Here is a 15,607-nt window from a genome sequence, read left to right as displayed (position 1 = left end):
CTTTCAAACTCTATTGTGTCTGAAAGGTGTCCGAGCAAACCCCCGAAAAGCCGTGTTGTTCATACCCAATTCATTGCTCAGGCAAACAGGTCGAGCTTTCCCTTCGCCTTTGCTGTGGGTGCTGTGGATGGCAGTGGGGATTCTTCCGGCTGTGTGTTTCCACCTGGGGCCGATTGCTGACCGTTGCGCCCCTGGTTGCCGTTGTGGTCAAATTGGGATTGGCCGTTGTTGGCTTGGCCATTGGGTGTGGGGGTGTTGTTGTGTTGAATTTGGACCTGGCTCAACTGAATGCCGTTTTGACTCAGCACTTCTTTCAAGCCAGACAGTGCCTGTGTCAGAAGATTGGCTGAAGTTTCGTCTTGTGTGCGAATGATCAGTTGAACCTGTTGGCCTTTCTGTACCAAGCGCATGTTCATGGGGCCAAATGATTCGGGATTGACGCGAATGTCGACCGTTGAAAGATTTTTTCCAATTGCCCACTGCACGGTCTGCCCCATTTCCCTGGCAAAGCCTGGCTGCGTAACCGGTGTTTTAATCAGTGCCTGTTGTGCGGTGCCCAATGTGCCATTCAGGCCATTGGTGCCGGCAGCCAACGCAGTGGGAGTTGCCGTGGCTTGCAGGCTTGCACCTGCCATAATCTTCTGGCCTGCTTTAAGACCTTGCAATTCGATGTTCTCGCCAATGTTCTGGGCCTGCCGGGCAATTTGCGGCGCCAGTTGGGCTGCAACGGCGTTTGCATTGGTGAAGGTGTTGGCCGGGGTGTTGACCGTGGCGTTCTCTGCCCGCACGTTGACGGTGCTGTTGTTCAGGGCTGCATCCACCTTGGCGTTGCCTGTGGTGCTTCTGTCGTCCAGGCGCACACGGTTTGTCTCTGTGGCTTTGTCATTGGCTTGTGCCGCAGTTGCTGGCAGATTTTCTGTTTTGTCGGTGGCGCTGTTTGATTCAGAAATACCTTTGCCATGGTTGGTCAATTCTGCAGCCGGTTTGGCTGGCAGTTCTGCCGTGGAGGTGGCAGGGCTGACAGGCGTACCTGTGGCCACGGTGTTGTCGGTGGTGGCCTGCGCTTGCGCGGCAAGCTGTTGTACAGCCTTGGTGTCCGTGTTGCTGGCGCCGGGGGGGCTGTCGGCCTTGTTGTCTGATCTGTCGACAGATTTGTCGACATTGTCTTTCTCGGCATCTGCAGGCGTTTTGTCTGTTGATTTTTCAACAGGCCTTTCTGCAGTTTTTTCCGCAGTGGTGGTGTTGCTCGCGCTGCGGTTTTCGCTGGTGGCCTGGGCAGGTGGTGCTGTTTTTTCTGTTGAAGCGTCGCTGTCTGTTGCCGCCACTGGTGCAGCTGCAAGGTTGCTGCTGTCTTGCATCCAGTTTCGTTGTGCCCACACGGTGGCTTGCGCGGCTTCCGCGTTGCTGCTGGATTCCGCGTATTTTTTTCCGGGTTTGCTGTCTTGCTTGAACAGGGATTCACGCAATTGCGCTTCAATGTTGTTCAATTGTGCGTTCGGGGTCAGCTGGCCAAGGGCTGAGCTGAACAGGGCTTCGAATTGAAGTGCAAGTTCTTTCGGGTCAGAATTGGTTTTGCTGCTGCCTGCTGTGGTTTGAACCTTGCTGACATTGCTCATGGCTTGGGTGCTTGTGGTCATGTGGGTTCTCCGGCAGTTTGAACCCGGTAAATGCGTGCTGCGAATTCGTCGTTCATTTTTTGATCGCGCTTGTTTTCCAGTTTCATCTGTTTCAGTTTTTCGCGTTCAACCAAGGCTTCATATTTGCGCTGCTCGGCCAGGGTGTCTTGCCACTGGGTGCGCTGGTGGGCCAGGGTGGTGTTCAAAAATTCAATTTCTCGGGTTTGTTGGGCAACGGCTTCGGCAATTTTTCCAACAAAGGCAAGCTGGTTGCGCAGTTGCTGGCCTGTCATGCCGACAGATGCTTTGCTGTGCATGCCGCCCTCGCATTCATCGCGATAGGTTTGCAGCATGTTCAGTTTGTCATGGCCCTGGGCCAGCTTTTGCTGGGTACTGGCCATGTTTCTGGCCAGGTTGTCGGCTTTTTCACTGGCCTGTTCAATCAGGATTTGCAGCACATTGCTCATAAAGACCCAAGCTTTTTAGTGTTTGTCGTTCTTGAATTCATTCGGGAACAAGGATTGAAGGCCGGCTAAGGCCTCATCGAAATTCGCGCTTTCTAACATTGACTGCTGAAGCAGGTTTTCAATCTTCGGATAAAGGGCCAAAGAATGGTCCAATTGTGGGTCTGACCCCGGAGAGTAAGCGCCCACGGTGATCAGGTCGCGGTTGCGCTGTACTTTGGAGAACGCTGCTTTCAAGCTCCTGGCGGCATTCAGGTGCGCGGGCGGCACAATATTGTGCATGGCACGGGAAATGGATTGTTCAATGTCAATGGCAGGGTAGTGTCCGCTTTCTGCCAATTGGCGGGAAAGCACAATGTGACCATCCAGAATGGCGCGAGCGGCGTCGGCAATGGGGTCTTGTTGGTCATCGCCCTCGGTCAGCACGGTGTAAAACGCGGTAATCGAACCTGCGCCCTTGCGACCATTGCCTGCGCGTTCAACCAGGGTGGGTAGCTTGGCAAACACGCTGGGTGGGTAACCCTTGGTGGCGGGTGGTTCGCCAATGGCCAAGGCAATTTCACGCTGGGCCATGGCATAGCGGGTGAGCGAGTCCATAATCATGAGCACGTTGTGCCCTTGGTCGCGGAAATGTTCCGCCACCACCTGGGTGTAGGCTGCACCCTGCATGCGAAGCAGGGGGCTGACGTCGGCCGGGGCGGCAATGACCACACTGCGCTTCAAGCCTTCTTCACCCAGAATCTGTTCAATGAATTCCTTCACTTCGCGGCCACGTTCGCCGATCAGGCCAACCACCACGCGATCGGCTTTGGTGTAGCGGGCCATCATGCCCAGCAACACCGATTTGCCTACACCGGAGCCCGCCATCAGGCCGATGCGCTGACCACGCCCCACCGTCAGCAGGGCGTTGATGGCGCGCACGCCCACGTCCAGCGGTTCGGTGATGGGCTCGCGTTCCAGCGGGTTGATGGGGCGGGCAGCCAGCGGGCAGCGTTTTTCGAATTTCAGTTCACCCAGGGTATCCAGCGGCTTGCCGTTGCTGTCGACCACGCGGCCTAACAGGCTGTCGCCCACAGGCAGGTGTTTTGTCTTGTCTTCCGGCCTGCGCCAAGGGTGGGCTTTCACCCCCAGCTTCGGGGCGATGGGCGGGGGTTCCTGTGCAATCACTTTCGCACCGGGGGTCATGCCATGTACATCGGTGGCGGGCATCAGGAACAGTTTGTCGCCATTGAAGCCGACCACTTCTGCTTCCAGTGCCGGAGCACCTTTTTGAACAACCGTGCACACGCTGCCCACTGGCAATTTCAAGCCCACGGCTTCCATCACCAAACCAGCCACGCGGGTCAGTTTTCCTGTGGCAATTTGGGGGTGGTTGTTTTCAACCAGGAATTTGCATTCGTCGAGCCATTCGAGCAGGTCAGCCATTTACTCTGCGTCCTTGTTGGTGTCCAGGTCGTCTGGTGTAATCGGTGTGTCCCTGCCAAGCGATTCAATGGCACGAAGCCAGCGTGTTTGTAATGTGGCGTCTACTTCACCTTCCGGGTGTTGCAAAAGAAAGCCGCCTTGCAGTTGTTTGGGGTCCTCGATCATGCGCAGGTTGCCCAGCATTTGCTGGTCACCAAACTGTGCTGCCAACACGGCAATGGTGTGGGGGTGGGCACGCAGTGTTACCGCTTTGCTGTGCAGTTGCATGCTTTCCAGAATCTGGTTGAGCAATTCGGCGGTCTGTTCCGGCTTTGCGGTCAAGGTGTCGACGATCACTTTTTTGCTGACTAATACGGCAAGGTCCAGCAACTTTTCCGACAACACCGATTTAAAACTTTCAAATTCATCTTCAATGGTCTGGGCTGCATTGACAAGTGCCACACGCTCATTGTGCGCAGCATTCCAGCCCGCTTCATAGCCCGTCTGCTGACCACGCTCTTCGGCCAGCTTCAAGGTGTCGCGTTCAAGCTCGTCAATTTGCTTTTCCCGCCGGACCAATGCTTCTTCCCATTCTTTCAGGCGAAGTTCTTCCTCGGTGGGCGGCTCGGCTGACGTTGTGTGTTGAACCTGATGCTGCCCTATTTCACTGAGCAGGCGGTCCACCTGGTTTTCGTAGCGCGACCCGATCAGTTCGACTGACCAGTTGGGCAGTTCAGCGGCGTCCAGTCCGCGGATAATGCGGTTAGACGAACGCATCTTCACCGCCTGCACCCAATACAATTTCCCCTGCATCGGCCAGCTTTCTGGCTGTCTTCAATACATCTTTCTGCGCGGCTTCCACTTCTGACAAACGAACCGGGCCGCGGCTTTCCAGGTCGTCGCGAAGTGCCTCGGCAGCGCGGGTGGACATGTTCTTGAACACCTTTTCGCGAATTGCTTCGTCCGCGCCTTTTAGTGCAATCACCAGCAGATCGCTTTGAACATCGCGCAGAATGCTTTGCATGCCACGGTCGTCAATGTCGAGCAGGTTGTCGAAGGTGAACATTTCATCTTGAATTCGCTGGCTGAGTTCGTTGTCGTATTCGCGAATGGAATCCAGCACCGTTTTTTCGGATGTTGTGCCCACAAAGTTCAAAATTTCAGCCGCGGCACGCACGCCACCCAAGGTGGTTTTCTTCAGTTTGTCTCCACCGGCCAGCACCTTGGCCAGCACGTCGTTTAATTCAAGCAGTGCATTGGGTTGAATGCCGTCAATGGTGGCAATGCGCAACACCACATCGCTGCGCAGGCGATCCACGAACAGGTTCAAAATCGCGGCTGCAAAGTCGCGTTCAAGGTGAACCAGAATGGTGGCGATAATTTGTGGGTGTTCGTTCTTGATCAGTTCGGCCACTGTGCCTGGGTCCATCCACTTCAGGCCTTCAATGCCGGAAGTGTCGCTGCCCTGCAAAATCCGGTCGAGCAGGAAGCCGGCTTTGTCTTCGCCCAGTGCCTTGGTCAGCACGCTGCGAATATAGGCGTCGGAATCAAGTCCAAGTGCGCTTTGGCTTTGGGCCATGTTGACAACTTCACCGGCAATTTCCTCGATGCGGTCAATGGGTACGTCTTTGGTTTTGGACATTTGCTGGCCAAGTTTCTGAACCTCTTTGGGGCCCAGGTACTTGAATACTTCGGCGGCTTCTTCCTCGCCGAGGCTGAGCATCAGGATGGCGCCTTTCTGGATGCCGAGTTCGCTTTCTGCCATGGTGTGTAATCCTTGTTTTGCTAAAGGCTTGCTTTAAGCGCTGTGTGTTTCGCCGTTGACCCAGTTCTTGACAATATTGGCCACGATCTGCGGGTGTTCGCGAGCCAGTTCGCGCAATTTCTCCAGCTTTTGCTGACGGTTCATGCCGGGCAATGTGCCTTCGCGTTGCAGTTGCTCCAGTAATTCAACATCGCTTCCACCGCCGACCTGGTTGGCCAGCAGTGGTGTGCGTTGTCCCGGCAGTAGTTCAGGGCCTTCGTCAAACAAATCGACTTCGGCAGGTTTCATCATGGGGCGGAATATGCCGAACACCAGAATGGCTGCAACCAGTGCAATGCCGATTGGCATGCCCAGTGATTTGGCCAGGTCCATGGTTTCTTGCTGTGCCCACATCGGGATGGTGCTTTCTTCTACCTTGGTGAAGGCCTGGTTAACCACATTCACGGCATCTCCGCGTTGTTCGTCAAAGCCAATGGCCTGCTTTACCAGATTGTCCAGCTGGGTAATTTCTTCGGGTGTCAACGGTACCTGGCGTGTTTCGCCTTTGGGGTCGGTGATGGTTTTGAAGTTCACCACCACGGCAGCCGACAGGCGTTCAATTTTGCCCACTTGTGATTTGGTGTACTGCACGGACTTGTCCACTTCGTAGTTCACTGTGGAGTCTTTGCGCATGCTGTTGTTGGTTTGCGCGGGTGCGTTGTTGGCTCCATTGGCCAATGCCTGCTGGGGGTTTTGCCCGATATTGGCGGCTGCCTCGCCCGGTGGGGTGTTGGCCATCACGCCCGGCACACCTTGCGGGTTGCTGCTGGCGCCGTCATTCGATTCGCTGATCTGTTGGCTGCGAATGGTGGCTTGTGTGGTGTCGCCATTGGGCTTGTAAATTTCGTCGGTGCGCTCGGACGTGGAGTAGTCCATATTTGCTGTGACCGTGGCGCGAACGTTTTCGCTGCCGAACACGGGAGTCAAAATATCAACAATTCGGCTGGTCAGGCTTTGTTCAATCTGGTTGGTGTAGGCCAGCTGTGTGGGGTTCAAGCCACTTTCAAGCTGGCTTTTGCCGGTCAGCAGGCGGCCAGACTGGTCTACAATGCTGACGTCTTCCGGGTTCATGCTGGGCAGGCTGGAGGCCACCAGGTGCACGATGCCGTTGATTTGGGGTTCAGACAGTGTTCTGCTGCCAAACAGGTTCAGCACAATCGATGCACTGGGCGTTTGCTTTTCACGAATGAAAATCGATGGCTTTGGAATGGCCAAATGCACACGTGCGCTTTGCACGGCAGAAATGGATTGAATGGAGCGAACCAGTTCACCTTCCAGCGCACGCTGATAATTTACTTGTTCCTGAAACTGGGTAATGCCCAGCTTCTGGTTGTCCATGGCCTCGAAGCCGCTTACGCTGCCTTTTGGCAGGCCTTGGCTGGCCAGGGCAAGGCGGGTGTCATATACCTTGTTGGAAGGCACCAGGATGGATGTGCCCGCTGTGTTGAATTCATACGGTACTTTCATTTGGGTCAGTGCTTCCACAATGGCACCCCCGTCCTGATCGTTCAGGCCGCTGAATAAAACCCGGTAGCTGGTTTGGTTGGCCCACATCAGCAACGACGCCAGCACGGCGATCAGCAATGGAACGCCAATCAGGATGCCCATTTTGTTTTTCTGGGGCAGTCTTGCAAAACGTTGCTGCATGTTTGTGATCGGGTTGTTGCCAACCGGGCCGATCACTTCTGGGCTGCTGAGGACTTCGGCCATGTATTACCTGCATGTGGGTTAAATTGTTTTACCCATGCATTGTGCTTGTGCGTTGGCGCAAGCAAACCGGTAAAAAGGGGGCATTAACGGCACCTATTTCCAGAACTTGAGTGTTTGATTCAAAAAATAAGGGGCTTTTTACCCCCTGTTTGCCGCAACACATTGCCCATGTTGCCTGTACAAAGGGAGGGTAGAAACAAATATTCCATGTTGGAGTGCTTCATGATTGACAAGATGGGGGCTGTAAGCGGCCTTTTAAGCAGTGCGGTGACCGATGCCCTGAAGGGTTCGCCACTGACGAGCAAGCCACAGGCACTCGACCAGGCTTCGTTTGCCGATGCCATTGCCAAGGCTTTGGAAAGCGCGAGCCTGTCGGCTGACAAGGCTGCCGACCTGGGCAAACGTTTGCAGATGGATGACCCCACTGCATCGGTTGAAGAAACCGTGATTGCAATGAATACTTCTTCACTGCAGTTCACTGCCGTGGTTCAGGCCCGCAATAAAATTCTTCAGGCCTACAACGACATCATGAACATGCCGGTTTGATTATTTCGAGCTGGCCCTGCATTTCCAAACCTGGTTAACGTGGCCACCTGCTTGGCCAAGCAATAAATTAGGTGGAACTTACTTTTCCAAAAACACCACTGAAGCGTCCGAACGCGCAAATGCCATCCGATTCGAAGCAAAGATGTGCTGTCGATTGCCATTTCGCAAAATGCTTTTCGTGTTTGTGTTTAAACCAACTTTTTACTTGGAAAGGTAATGTTCATGGACTCAACAGTAATTCCCGATCGTGTTGTTCAATCGATAATCGTTGCTGAAGACAGCAAACTGACTGATCAATCAACCCGGACATCTACAGCCGCCACTTCTGAGGCGCTGGGTGCCTTTGTTCGTCAGGCTGCCCCTTCGCTGGAAGCGGCCACTGCAAATCTCAGCCTGGCTTCCTCGGTTCAGGGAAAGTTTTCTCCTGAAAGCGTGCATAAAATGCTGGACATCAATATGGAGATAGTTCCTCCTCTCGATTCCCTCACCTTCAACAGTTTCATGCAGGCACTGGCATTGACGGCGGCCACCGTACCGTACGAAGAACGGCAAGAGATGTTGGCTGCAACGCTGGTTTTGTTTGGTGAACATGAAGGCGGTAGTCGTGCCAGCAATATTCGCAACGCTGTGTATGCGTTCCCATGTGAAAAACCGGGCGGAGGCACTTGGTTATGGCTCGATTTCAGCGATCCAATGTATGACCCACTTGATGATAAAAAAGTTTACGATCTTTGAGTTGTTAACTTGATGTATGTGGCCGCCTGCTTTTATCAGAAAGTGCAGGCGGTTTTCATTTGCAATCAGGATTGCCAAAAGGCTTCTATGAAAACCGGAAAGGTTCATTTTGTAGCAGGTAGTTGGGTTTAAGCGTTCTTGGGTGGCAAATTGGTTCGAGCAGTGGCACACTCAACAACAAATTAAACGCATCCAACCCGGAGCAACACCATGCTTGAACCACTGCCTATTGCACTGGCCCATTCGCCCAGCGCATCCTCCTTGAATATGTTGCCGCACCTGGCCAACCGCCACGGCTTGATCACCGGGGCAACGGGCACGGGCAAAACAGTCACCTTGCAGGTGCTGGCCGAGGCGTTTTCAGAAATCGGTACGCCAGTGTTTATGGCCGATGTGAAGGGCGACCTGACCGGTATTTCCCAACCCGGTAAAACTTCTCCAAAATTTGAAGAACGCATGAAAATGACGGGCATTCCCACGCCTGAATTCGCAGGCAGCCCGGTGACCTTGTGGGACGTATTTGGCAAGCAGGGCCACCCGGTTCGCGCCACCATTTCCGACATGGGGCCCTTGTTGTTGGGCCGTTTGTTGGGCTTGAATGACACGCAGGAAGGTGTGTTGAACCTGGTGTTCAAAATTGCCGACGACAACGGCATGTTGTTGCTGAACCTCAAAGACCTGCGCGCCATGCTGCAATACGTGGGTGAAAATGCCAAGCAATTCACCAACGAGTACGGCAATGTTTCATCGGCTTCGGTGGGTGCCATTCAGCGTGGTTTGTTGGCACTGGAAGGGCAGGGGGCTGATTCGTTTTTTGGCGAACCCATGTTGAACATTGATGATTTGATGCAAACCGATTCCAATGGACGCGGCATCATTAATATTCTGGCGGCCAACCAGTTGATGAATTCGCCGAAGCTGTACGCCACATTCTTGTTGTGGCTGTTGTCGGAATTGTTTGAAAACCTGCCAGAAGTAGGCGATGTCGAAAAACCCAAAATGGTTTTTTTCTTTGACGAAGCGCATTTGTTGTTCACTGATGCACCCAAACCGCTGATTGAAAAAGTGGAGCTGGTGGTTCGCCTGATTCGTTCCAAAGGTGTCGGTGTTTATTTTGTGACCCAGAATCCGCTGGATGTACCCGATTCCGTGCTGGGGCAGTTGGGCAACCGCGTTCAACATGCACTGCGTGCTTTCACGCCGCGCGATCAAAAAGCAGTGAAAGTGGCAGCGGAAACCATGCGACCCAATCCAGGTTTGGACATTGAAGCGGCCATCACCGAGCTGGGTGTGGGCGAAGCCCTGGTCAGTTTTCTCGATCCCAAAGGCACGCCAAACCCCACTTGCCGCGCTTGGGTGTATCCGCCTGCCAGCAAATTTGGCCCGGCCAGCCCTGAGCAATGCCAGGCACTGATTGCCAATTCACTGGTGGCTGGTGTGTACGAAAATGCGGTGGATCGGGAATCGGCGTTTGAGATGTTGAAAGCCCGAACCGAAGAAGCCATGGCTGCTCAAAATGCACCGGAAACACCGGAAGAAAAAAGTACCTTGAGTGGTTTGGGCGACATGCTGTTTGGCACCAGCGGCAGCGGCGGTCGCAAGCGCCAAAGCGTGGCTGAAACCATGGCGAAAAGCGCGGCACGCAGCATCGGTTCACATGTTGGGCGAGAACTGATGCGCGGTATTCTGGGGTCGTTGCTTGGGGGCAGCAAACGCCGTTAGGCGTTTTGGCAATCAGTCGATCGAATGCAGGTTGGTGCGTTGCCTGCGTTCTGTTGCCAGCAGGAAGCGCTGCAGGCGACGTTCTGCGCCGCGCTCAAGGGTTTTCATTTCGCAACCCAGTTGAACATTGTCTGGTTGGTCGAACATGGGCTTGATGTTTCGCACCACCAGTTCAACCAGCATGCTGCCACCGCCGTCAGGCAATGTCAGGCGTACATCTTTCAGTACATCACCTTGATTGTATTGCTGGGGAAGGGCAGTTACGGTGAATCCGCAACCCGCAAGACTGATGTCGATCAAGGATGTATTGCTCTGAACCTGCGGAATGACCAGCTTCACCTGCGAGTTCAGTTCCTCATCGGCCATCACCCTGAAATAATTGCGGCGTTGCAGGCGAACAATCGTTCCGGGGATGGCGATTCGCAGTGCGTCTGCCCCTTGGTACTGGCTTTGCAGAATACCGATTCCAGCGAATTGTACTTTGACCCCGTCGGGAAAGCTGACCACCACGTACGATGTGCTGATGTTGCAGTGGGCGCTCAACACTTTCTCATAAGGCGTGCCCAGCCACATTTGACCGGTGCTCCAGTCAATGTTCAGGATTTCCGTCACAAACTGGGTGTGGTCTGCCTGTAGGTAAATGTACAGTTCATGTTCGTCATCTTCGATGGTGTTCAGCAATTTTCGAAGTGTTGGTTCAGCGCTCAGGCTGAATTCTTCCAGCAGTTTTTGATCGCGCTCAGGCGCTATGCTCGTGTTGTGGTTCATGGTTGGCCCTCTGTATTGAATTCTTTGTTTTCTATTTGATACACCCACGCCAGCAGTTCCGCAATGGCTTGATACAAACCGGGAGGAATTTGTTGGTCCAGGTCAACGTTCATCAGCAGTGAAACAAGTTCCCGGCTTTCATGTACGAAGACACCGGAATCTTTTGCTTTCTGGATAATTTGCTCTGCAATCAAACCGCGGCCTTTGGCCACCACTTTGGGCGCACCCGAGTGCTCCAGATAGGCCAGGGCAACGGCTTGTTGTGGGCTGAGTTTATTCGCCAATCTTGATCCCCGATGGCACCATGAACTGACCATGAACCAGTTTTAAACCTTGATTTTCCATTGCCTGCCTGAATTCCTGCCAGTGTGGGTCGACTGCTTTCTTGCTGTGCGCCGACCCGGAAATTTGCACATCGCATTGTGAACCTATCATGCGAACCCTCACCTGAAGCTCACCCAAATGCGCCATGTCCAGTTTAAGCCGGGCAACCCAGGGGCGGGCAGGCTCTCCACCCTGTTCCTCGCTGGGCTGATCGGTTTCATGCTCATTGTCGGGTTCGATGTCGATGTGAACTGGCTGGCCCAGCATGCCGCCCATTGCCAGTGAAATTCGGTTGCTGTCCAGCGTGGCCAACTGTGCGGTCACCAGTTTGACAGACTGCTCAATTGCAGAGGGGTTCACCCCTTTTTCGCTGATCACTTGGTCCTGTCCAAAGCGGGCCTGCGGTTCGCGAACAAGCTGGTCGGTGCTGCGCTGTCCGTTGGCCCACTGCTGTAAATGCGATTCATAGAACAGACCGCTGTTTTCTACGGCAGCGCTGACCTGTTTTGCCAACGCCCCGGCCAGGTTGGTGTTTTGCGTTGTTGCATTGTTGGTTTGCCGGGTTTCCTGCAATGCAGCGCGTTCACCTGCCTTGCTGGCTTGCGGTGTTGTTGGCAGCGGGGCGTTGGTGGTGCCCCTTGTTTCGCTGTCTGCAAGAAGAAGGGGGGCGTCTGCAGCTGCTTTGGCAAGCGCAGCCTGTTGCAGCGGTGCCTGCATTTGTGTGCTGAGTTGTTTCAGGCTGGTCATCACGGTGGTTGAAACCTGGGTGCTGGAACCCTGGCTCAAACGTTCCAGCAACCCCAGCAAACGCGCAGTACCTGAAAGCTTGTCCACAAAACTGGGGGAATCTTGCACCTCGCCATCATTGCCAGTGGCGGGCAGTGTTGTCAGCAGGTTGCGAGCATCCTGAATCTTCTTGTTGCCCGAGGTGCCGCCAGCCGATAAATCGTCGCCCCTGCTGGAAAGTGCGAAGCTGACAGTCACCATTTCACCGGCGGTCAATGACCTGCCAGGCGGTAATTTCACCTGAATGTTCTGGCCTTCGAACTCGAGTTCAGCTTCGTTGCCCGGGCCACCCTTGACGACGCGAACCAAAGCGGTTTGCCCCGCCAGTTGTTGTGCCTGGGGCAAAGGAAGCTGGCGGGTCAGTATTGCAACAACTGGCGCGATTTCGCCCTTGCCGGAGCTGACCCGGTCGCCCGGATTTGATTGGAGTACGGTGTTGAGGTTGGGCGGAGCCGATTTAACCGGAGTCAATGCCATGTCTCACACCCGTTGCTGTTAGCGCAATGGCTTAGTTGGATCCATAAGAGTTGCTGAGTTTCTGCGAGTTGTTGGCTGCGCGAAGAAATTCTTCCAACTGCTTAAGGCGGGGTTCGGTGATGTCGCGAATTGCCGCATCATCGGCCAGAATTTTCTTGAGGTACCCAATGTGCTGGCTGCGTTCTTTTTCGTTCAATTCAGTTTGCTGCGCCTCTTTAATGGCCTGCAATTCGTGAATCAGTCTTGAACACTGTTCCTCTGCAGCACACAGTTCATCCCAGTCGCCTGCCTTGGCTGAATCCAGCATGATCTGGCTTTGATTCGCTATGGCGGCGTAAAGCTTCATGATTGCACCGTTGTTGTCTGTCGCGAAAATCATGTTTCAAGCGGTCCTTTAAATATAGTTATTGGTTCGCGGTGCTTTGGCCAATTTCAAGCCATGCACTGCGCAGGTCGTCCAGCAGCCCGATGCAGGTGTCCATGCGTTCAGCGCTGTTTTGGGCATTGGCCAGAATCAGCTCTTTGCCGATGTAGTCGTACAGCGCAAGCAGTTGTTGCGCCAGTGCGCCGCCAGCGGTTACATCCAGCGATGCGGTCAAACCGTCTTTGATAATCCGCAGGCCTTTGTCCACCGATTTGGTTTTCATCTCGATGTCGCCCATTTCCAGGTAAATTTTGGCTTTGCGAATGGCTTCAATGGCCCCGTCGTAAAGCATCACGATCAGGCCATGCGGGGACGCACTATTGATGCCAGTTTCCAGTCCTACTTGTGCATACGCTTTGGCGCCGTACATCATGGGTGCGTTCACTTGTTGGTTTGTCTTGAACAAATAGTAGGCCCTGAACCCCCTGTTTGATGCTGCTAAAAACAGGGGTTTTAGGTCACTGTTCTTGGCTTACCTTTGCTGTGCCAAGGCGGCCAGTTGCTGGCTAAGATAGGAGCTGGTTTGTTGCATGCTTGCAAGCATGGTGTCCAGTGCCGTGAATTGCGCGCGGTAGCGCTTTTCAACCTGTTCCAGTCGTAGGTTTATACGGTCTTCCTGGTCATCCAGGCGTTGGAGACGGCTGTTAAGGCCGTCCGTGCGGGATGTAAGGGCCCCACCTTCATCGGTCAAGCTGCCAATCCAGTCACTTAGCCGTTCGCCCAGGCCTTTGCTGAACGTGATGGTGCCCATGTCCCCGAATGCATCTTGCGCCACTGAAAATTGAAGGCCTTCGCTGGCTTCACCCGTGGCACCGCTCAGCAAATTCCCAACGCCCGTACCTGCAACGCCGTTGATGGTGCCTGCAATTGTATTGCTGCCATCGTAGGCCGTGCTGATGTTGATTGCGTAGGTGCCTTCCAGCGTTTTTGTGTTGGCTCCAACAAACTTGACCCGTGCGTCCGTTGTGGTTGCCGTGTTTGAGAACACTTTTTCAAGAATGGATGGATCCGCTGCAACTGCAGTGTCCAGTTTTGTTTTGTCCAGCGACAGTACGCCGTCTTTGTCGAAGTTCAAACCAATGTCACTCAAGCCAATCCCATACTGGGCCACCTGTTCACGCAAAATATTTCGCATGCCGCGTTCCAGGGCCGAAGGGGTGGTTTCCTTCGACAGGGTGGCGTCTTTCTGCTGTTGGTCTTTCAGGTTGCCGCGAATTTTGTTGTAAGCGGCGACAAAGCCGTCCAGTGTTGTTTTCAGGGCGCTGTCATCAAGCGAAACCTCGAGATTGATCGGTGTTGTGGTTATCGCTTTTAGATTCAGTGTAAGGCCTTCCACTGCATCCGTTACGGTGTTGCTTGCCTTGCTGACAGCCAGGTTGTTGATGGTGAAGTTGGCGTTTTGTGCCACTTGCAATGATTCTGCATTTTTGCCTGAACCTACAGCTGCAGTCGGATCATAGGCCAGCATCGACAGGCCAGCTGTGTCGGTGTTGATGCCGTCGTTGTCAGTCACTTCCAGTTTGAAGCCATTGACCGCGCCTGTTTCCTTGCTGGTCAACACCAGGCGTGAACCCGTGCCATCATTGATGATGGAAGCTGTAACCCCGGCATTTGAATCGTTGATGGCCTGTTTGATGCCGTCCAGGGTTTGTTGACCTGCGCCAATATTGATCGTGACAGGGGTTTTGTCGGGGTTGTTGGTGAAAGTGTTGGTGCCGGAATTGTAGCTGCCCAAGGTCAGCGTCAAGCTGCCCGTGCCCACGATGGTGTCGGAAGTTGCTACGCTGGGAGCTGCCACACTTTGTGCCTTGGCCAACTGGCTTACTTCAATGCTGTAGCTGCCTTTTGCCGCAGAGGCGCTTGCAGTGGCAGAAACAACCTTGTCATCGCTGGACGTGGTTTTAAGCGGGTTCAGGTTGCTTAAGTTGGTCAGTTTGTCTGCAGCGGCTTTCAGGTCTGCAAACGAATTTTTGATGATGCCGTAAATCGAAATCTTGGTGTTGGTCTGGGTTCTTTCCTGGCTTACTTTTGTCAGCGGAATTCGCTCAGCAGCCATCAGGGAGCTGATGATCCCCTCAATGTCCAGCCCGGAACCGATGCCCGCAGATGAAATTCCTACCATGATTTACTCCCTTGGTTGCGCTCTAGATTTCGCGAGACATCAGAACGCCTTGCATTTTTTCAATGGCCTTGGCGATCTTCAACATCTCAACCGAAGGAATCTGTTTCAGAATTTCCTGTGTTTCACGATCAATGATTTGAACAATGGGCTTGCCATTGTCACTGTCGACCAGAAACTTCAGGTTGGATTGATTGCTCGCCAGCGCTGCATTGGCTTTTTGAACCACTTCCAATACTTCGCTCACGCTTAGCTCAGCCTGTTTGCCCATCAGGGGTTTTGCCACATTGCCCTGAAGGGCCTGCGGGTTGACAGCTTCCTGCGGTTTTGGCAGGGCTGTTGCATAGTCAGCCATGTTTGAAATGTTCATTTTCGCCACCTTTCCGAATTCTAAGCGGGCAGGGTAAGCCCCCATGTCTTGATTAACGGCAGGTTTAGGGTTTTTCTTTAGCGTTAAAAAGCCCGGTGAGCTTGATTCACCGGGCTTTTTGTTTGATTCGAATCCGCTTGTGGCAAATTCTTGTCAGTTTTCAGGTTTAAAGCTGAATTAACGCAGCAAGCTCAACACGTTGTTGGGCAACTGGTTTGCCTGGGCCAACATGGCGGTACCGGCCTGCTGAAGAATCTGCGCACGGGTCAGGTTTGCAGTTTCTTTGGCGAAGTCAGCGTCCATGATCCGGCCGCGGGCAGAGCTCAAGTTGCTGCTGG

At 53.7% G+C, this 15,607-nt stretch carries 17 protein-coding genes; 3 read left to right on the top strand and 14 right to left on the bottom strand.

Going from position 1 to position 15,607, the window contains the following annotated elements; translation table 11 throughout:
* Positions 1-77: 77 nt before the first annotated feature.
* From V7028_RS14510 to fliF, 6 genes are read right to left on the bottom strand one after another with little or no spacing between them, the layout of a single operon-like run.
* Positions 78-1,637 (bottom strand): flagellar hook-length control protein FliK, encoded by a 1,560-nt coding sequence (locus tag V7028_RS14510; protein ID WP_334120797.1) that lies wholly within the window; start codon positions 1,635-1,637, stop codon positions 78-80.
* Positions 1,634-2,083, bottom strand: a complete 450-nt coding sequence (gene fliJ / locus V7028_RS14505) for a flagellar export protein FliJ (RefSeq protein ID WP_334120796.1) — start codon at positions 2,081-2,083, stop codon at positions 1,634-1,636. The genes V7028_RS14510 and fliJ overlap by 4 nt, the downstream gene beginning before the upstream one ends.
* 15 nt (positions 2,084-2,098) lie before the next feature.
* Entirely contained in the window at positions 2,099-3,505 is a 1,407-nt protein-coding gene (fliI, locus tag V7028_RS14500; protein ID WP_334120795.1) for a flagellar protein export ATPase FliI, read from the bottom strand.
* Complete coding sequence (locus V7028_RS14495) at positions 3,506-4,261, bottom strand: FliH/SctL family protein (RefSeq protein WP_334120794.1); 756 nt, start codon at positions 4,259-4,261, stop codon at positions 3,506-3,508.
* Positions 4,248-5,249 carry a flagellar motor switch protein FliG gene (fliG, locus tag V7028_RS14490; protein WP_334120793.1) on the bottom strand — a complete coding sequence of 334 codons (1,002 nt, stop codon included), beginning with the start codon at positions 5,247-5,249 and terminating at the stop codon, positions 4,248-4,250. The genes V7028_RS14495 and fliG overlap by 14 nt, the downstream gene beginning before the upstream one ends.
* Before the next feature lie 33 nt (positions 5,250-5,282).
* The gene (gene fliF, locus V7028_RS14485; protein WP_334120792.1) at positions 5,283-6,998 is read right to left on the bottom strand and encodes a flagellar basal-body MS-ring/collar protein FliF; all 1,716 of its coding nucleotides are present in this window, start codon (positions 6,996-6,998) and stop codon (positions 5,283-5,285) included.
* A 222-nt stretch (positions 6,999-7,220) separates the two neighbouring features.
* Here fliF and V7028_RS14480 point away from each other — a divergent pair, with 222 nt between their 5' ends.
* The 3 genes from V7028_RS14480 to V7028_RS14470 all read left to right on the top strand — a co-directional run bounded on the left by V7028_RS14480 (position 7,221) and on the right by V7028_RS14470 (position 10,001).
* Positions 7,221-7,544 carry a flagellar hook-basal body complex protein FliE gene (locus tag V7028_RS14480; RefSeq protein ID WP_334120791.1) on the top strand — a complete coding sequence of 108 codons (324 nt, stop codon included), beginning with the start codon at positions 7,221-7,223 and terminating at the stop codon, positions 7,542-7,544.
* Positions 7,545-7,766: 222 nt separating this feature from the next.
* Complete coding sequence (locus V7028_RS14475; protein ID WP_334120790.1) at positions 7,767-8,279, top strand: hypothetical protein; 513 nt, start codon at positions 7,767-7,769, stop codon at positions 8,277-8,279.
* 210 nt (positions 8,280-8,489) lie between these two features.
* A complete protein-coding gene (locus V7028_RS14470; protein WP_334120789.1) occupies positions 8,490-10,001 on the top strand; it encodes a helicase HerA-like C-terminal domain-containing protein in 1,512 nt (503 codons plus the stop codon).
* A 12-nt stretch (positions 10,002-10,013) separates the two neighbouring features.
* Here the strand turns inward: V7028_RS14470 and V7028_RS14465 are convergent, their stop codons facing one another.
* The 8 genes from V7028_RS14465 to V7028_RS14430 form a co-directional block, all read right to left on the bottom strand.
* On the bottom strand, positions 10,014-10,769 hold the full coding sequence (locus tag V7028_RS14465) for a flagellar brake protein (protein ID WP_334120788.1): 756 nt from the start codon (positions 10,767-10,769) through the stop codon (positions 10,014-10,016).
* Entirely contained in the window at positions 10,766-11,053 is a 288-nt protein-coding gene (locus V7028_RS14460; RefSeq protein WP_334120787.1) for an EscU/YscU/HrcU family type III secretion system export apparatus switch protein, read from the bottom strand. The genes V7028_RS14465 and V7028_RS14460 overlap by 4 nt, the downstream gene beginning before the upstream one ends.
* Complete coding sequence (fliK, locus tag V7028_RS14455; protein WP_334120786.1) at positions 11,043-12,356, bottom strand: flagellar hook-length control protein FliK; 1,314 nt, start codon at positions 12,354-12,356, stop codon at positions 11,043-11,045. The genes V7028_RS14460 and fliK overlap by 11 nt, the downstream gene beginning before the upstream one ends.
* Before the next feature lie 31 nt (positions 12,357-12,387).
* Positions 12,388-12,735, bottom strand: coding sequence for a flagellar protein FliT (locus V7028_RS14450; protein WP_334120785.1), 348 nt, complete (start codon positions 12,733-12,735; stop codon positions 12,388-12,390).
* A 25-nt stretch (positions 12,736-12,760) separates the two neighbouring features.
* Entirely contained in the window at positions 12,761-13,186 is a 426-nt protein-coding gene (gene fliS, locus V7028_RS14445; protein WP_334120784.1) for a flagellar export chaperone FliS, read from the bottom strand.
* 66 nt (positions 13,187-13,252) lie between these two features.
* The gene (gene fliD, locus V7028_RS14440; protein ID WP_334120783.1) at positions 13,253-14,902 is read right to left on the bottom strand and encodes a flagellar filament capping protein FliD; all 1,650 of its coding nucleotides are present in this window, start codon (positions 14,900-14,902) and stop codon (positions 13,253-13,255) included.
* 22 nt (positions 14,903-14,924) lie between these two features.
* Complete coding sequence (locus V7028_RS14435) at positions 14,925-15,269, bottom strand: flagellar protein FlaG (protein ID WP_334120782.1); 345 nt, start codon at positions 15,267-15,269, stop codon at positions 14,925-14,927.
* 177 nt (positions 15,270-15,446) lie between these two features.
* Positions 15,447-15,607: flagellin (locus tag V7028_RS14430; protein ID WP_442918753.1), on the bottom strand; the 161-nt coding region annotated here is incomplete at its 5' end.

Source organism: Limnobacter sp., assembly GCF_036846585.1.
GTDB lineage: Bacteria > Pseudomonadota > Gammaproteobacteria > Burkholderiales > Burkholderiaceae_B > Limnobacter.
Note: the sequence above shows the minus strand (reverse complement) of the source record. Positions and strands in the feature narration are given on the sequence as shown.

Bases quoted from the DNA above. Each gene is read 5' to 3' on its own strand.
- fliI (WP_334120795.1), bottom strand. From the start codon at position 3,505: ATGGCTGACCTGCTCGAATGGCTCGACGAATGCAAATTCCTGGTTGAA.
- V7028_RS14475 (WP_334120790.1), top strand. From the start codon at position 7,767: ATGGACTCAACAGTAATTCCCGATCGTGTTGTTCAATCGATAATCGTT.
- V7028_RS14465 (WP_334120788.1), bottom strand. From the start codon at position 10,769: ATGAACCACAACACGAGCATAGCGCCTGAGCGCGATCAAAAACTGCTG.
- V7028_RS14470 (WP_334120789.1), top strand. From the start codon at position 8,490: ATGCTTGAACCACTGCCTATTGCACTGGCCCATTCGCCCAGCGCATCC.
- V7028_RS14510 (WP_334120797.1), bottom strand. From the start codon at position 1,637: ATGACCACAAGCACCCAAGCCATGAGCAATGTCAGCAAGGTTCAAACC.
- fliJ (WP_334120796.1), bottom strand. From the start codon at position 2,083: ATGAGCAATGTGCTGCAAATCCTGATTGAACAGGCCAGTGAAAAAGCC.
- V7028_RS14435 (WP_334120782.1), bottom strand. From the start codon at position 15,269: ATGAACATTTCAAACATGGCTGACTATGCAACAGCCCTGCCAAAACCG.
- fliD (WP_334120783.1), bottom strand. From the start codon at position 14,902: ATGGTAGGAATTTCATCTGCGGGCATCGGTTCCGGGCTGGACATTGAG.
- V7028_RS14450 (WP_334120785.1), bottom strand. From the start codon at position 12,735: ATGATTTTCGCGACAGACAACAACGGTGCAATCATGAAGCTTTACGCC.
- fliK (WP_334120786.1), bottom strand. From the start codon at position 12,356: ATGGCATTGACTCCGGTTAAATCGGCTCCGCCCAACCTCAACACCGTA.
- V7028_RS14495 (WP_334120794.1), bottom strand. From the start codon at position 4,261: ATGCGTTCGTCTAACCGCATTATCCGCGGACTGGACGCCGCTGAACTG.
- fliF (WP_334120792.1), bottom strand. From the start codon at position 6,998: ATGGCCGAAGTCCTCAGCAGCCCAGAAGTGATCGGCCCGGTTGGCAAC.
- V7028_RS14480 (WP_334120791.1), top strand. From the start codon at position 7,221: ATGATTGACAAGATGGGGGCTGTAAGCGGCCTTTTAAGCAGTGCGGTG.
- fliG (WP_334120793.1), bottom strand. From the start codon at position 5,249: ATGGCAGAAAGCGAACTCGGCATCCAGAAAGGCGCCATCCTGATGCTC.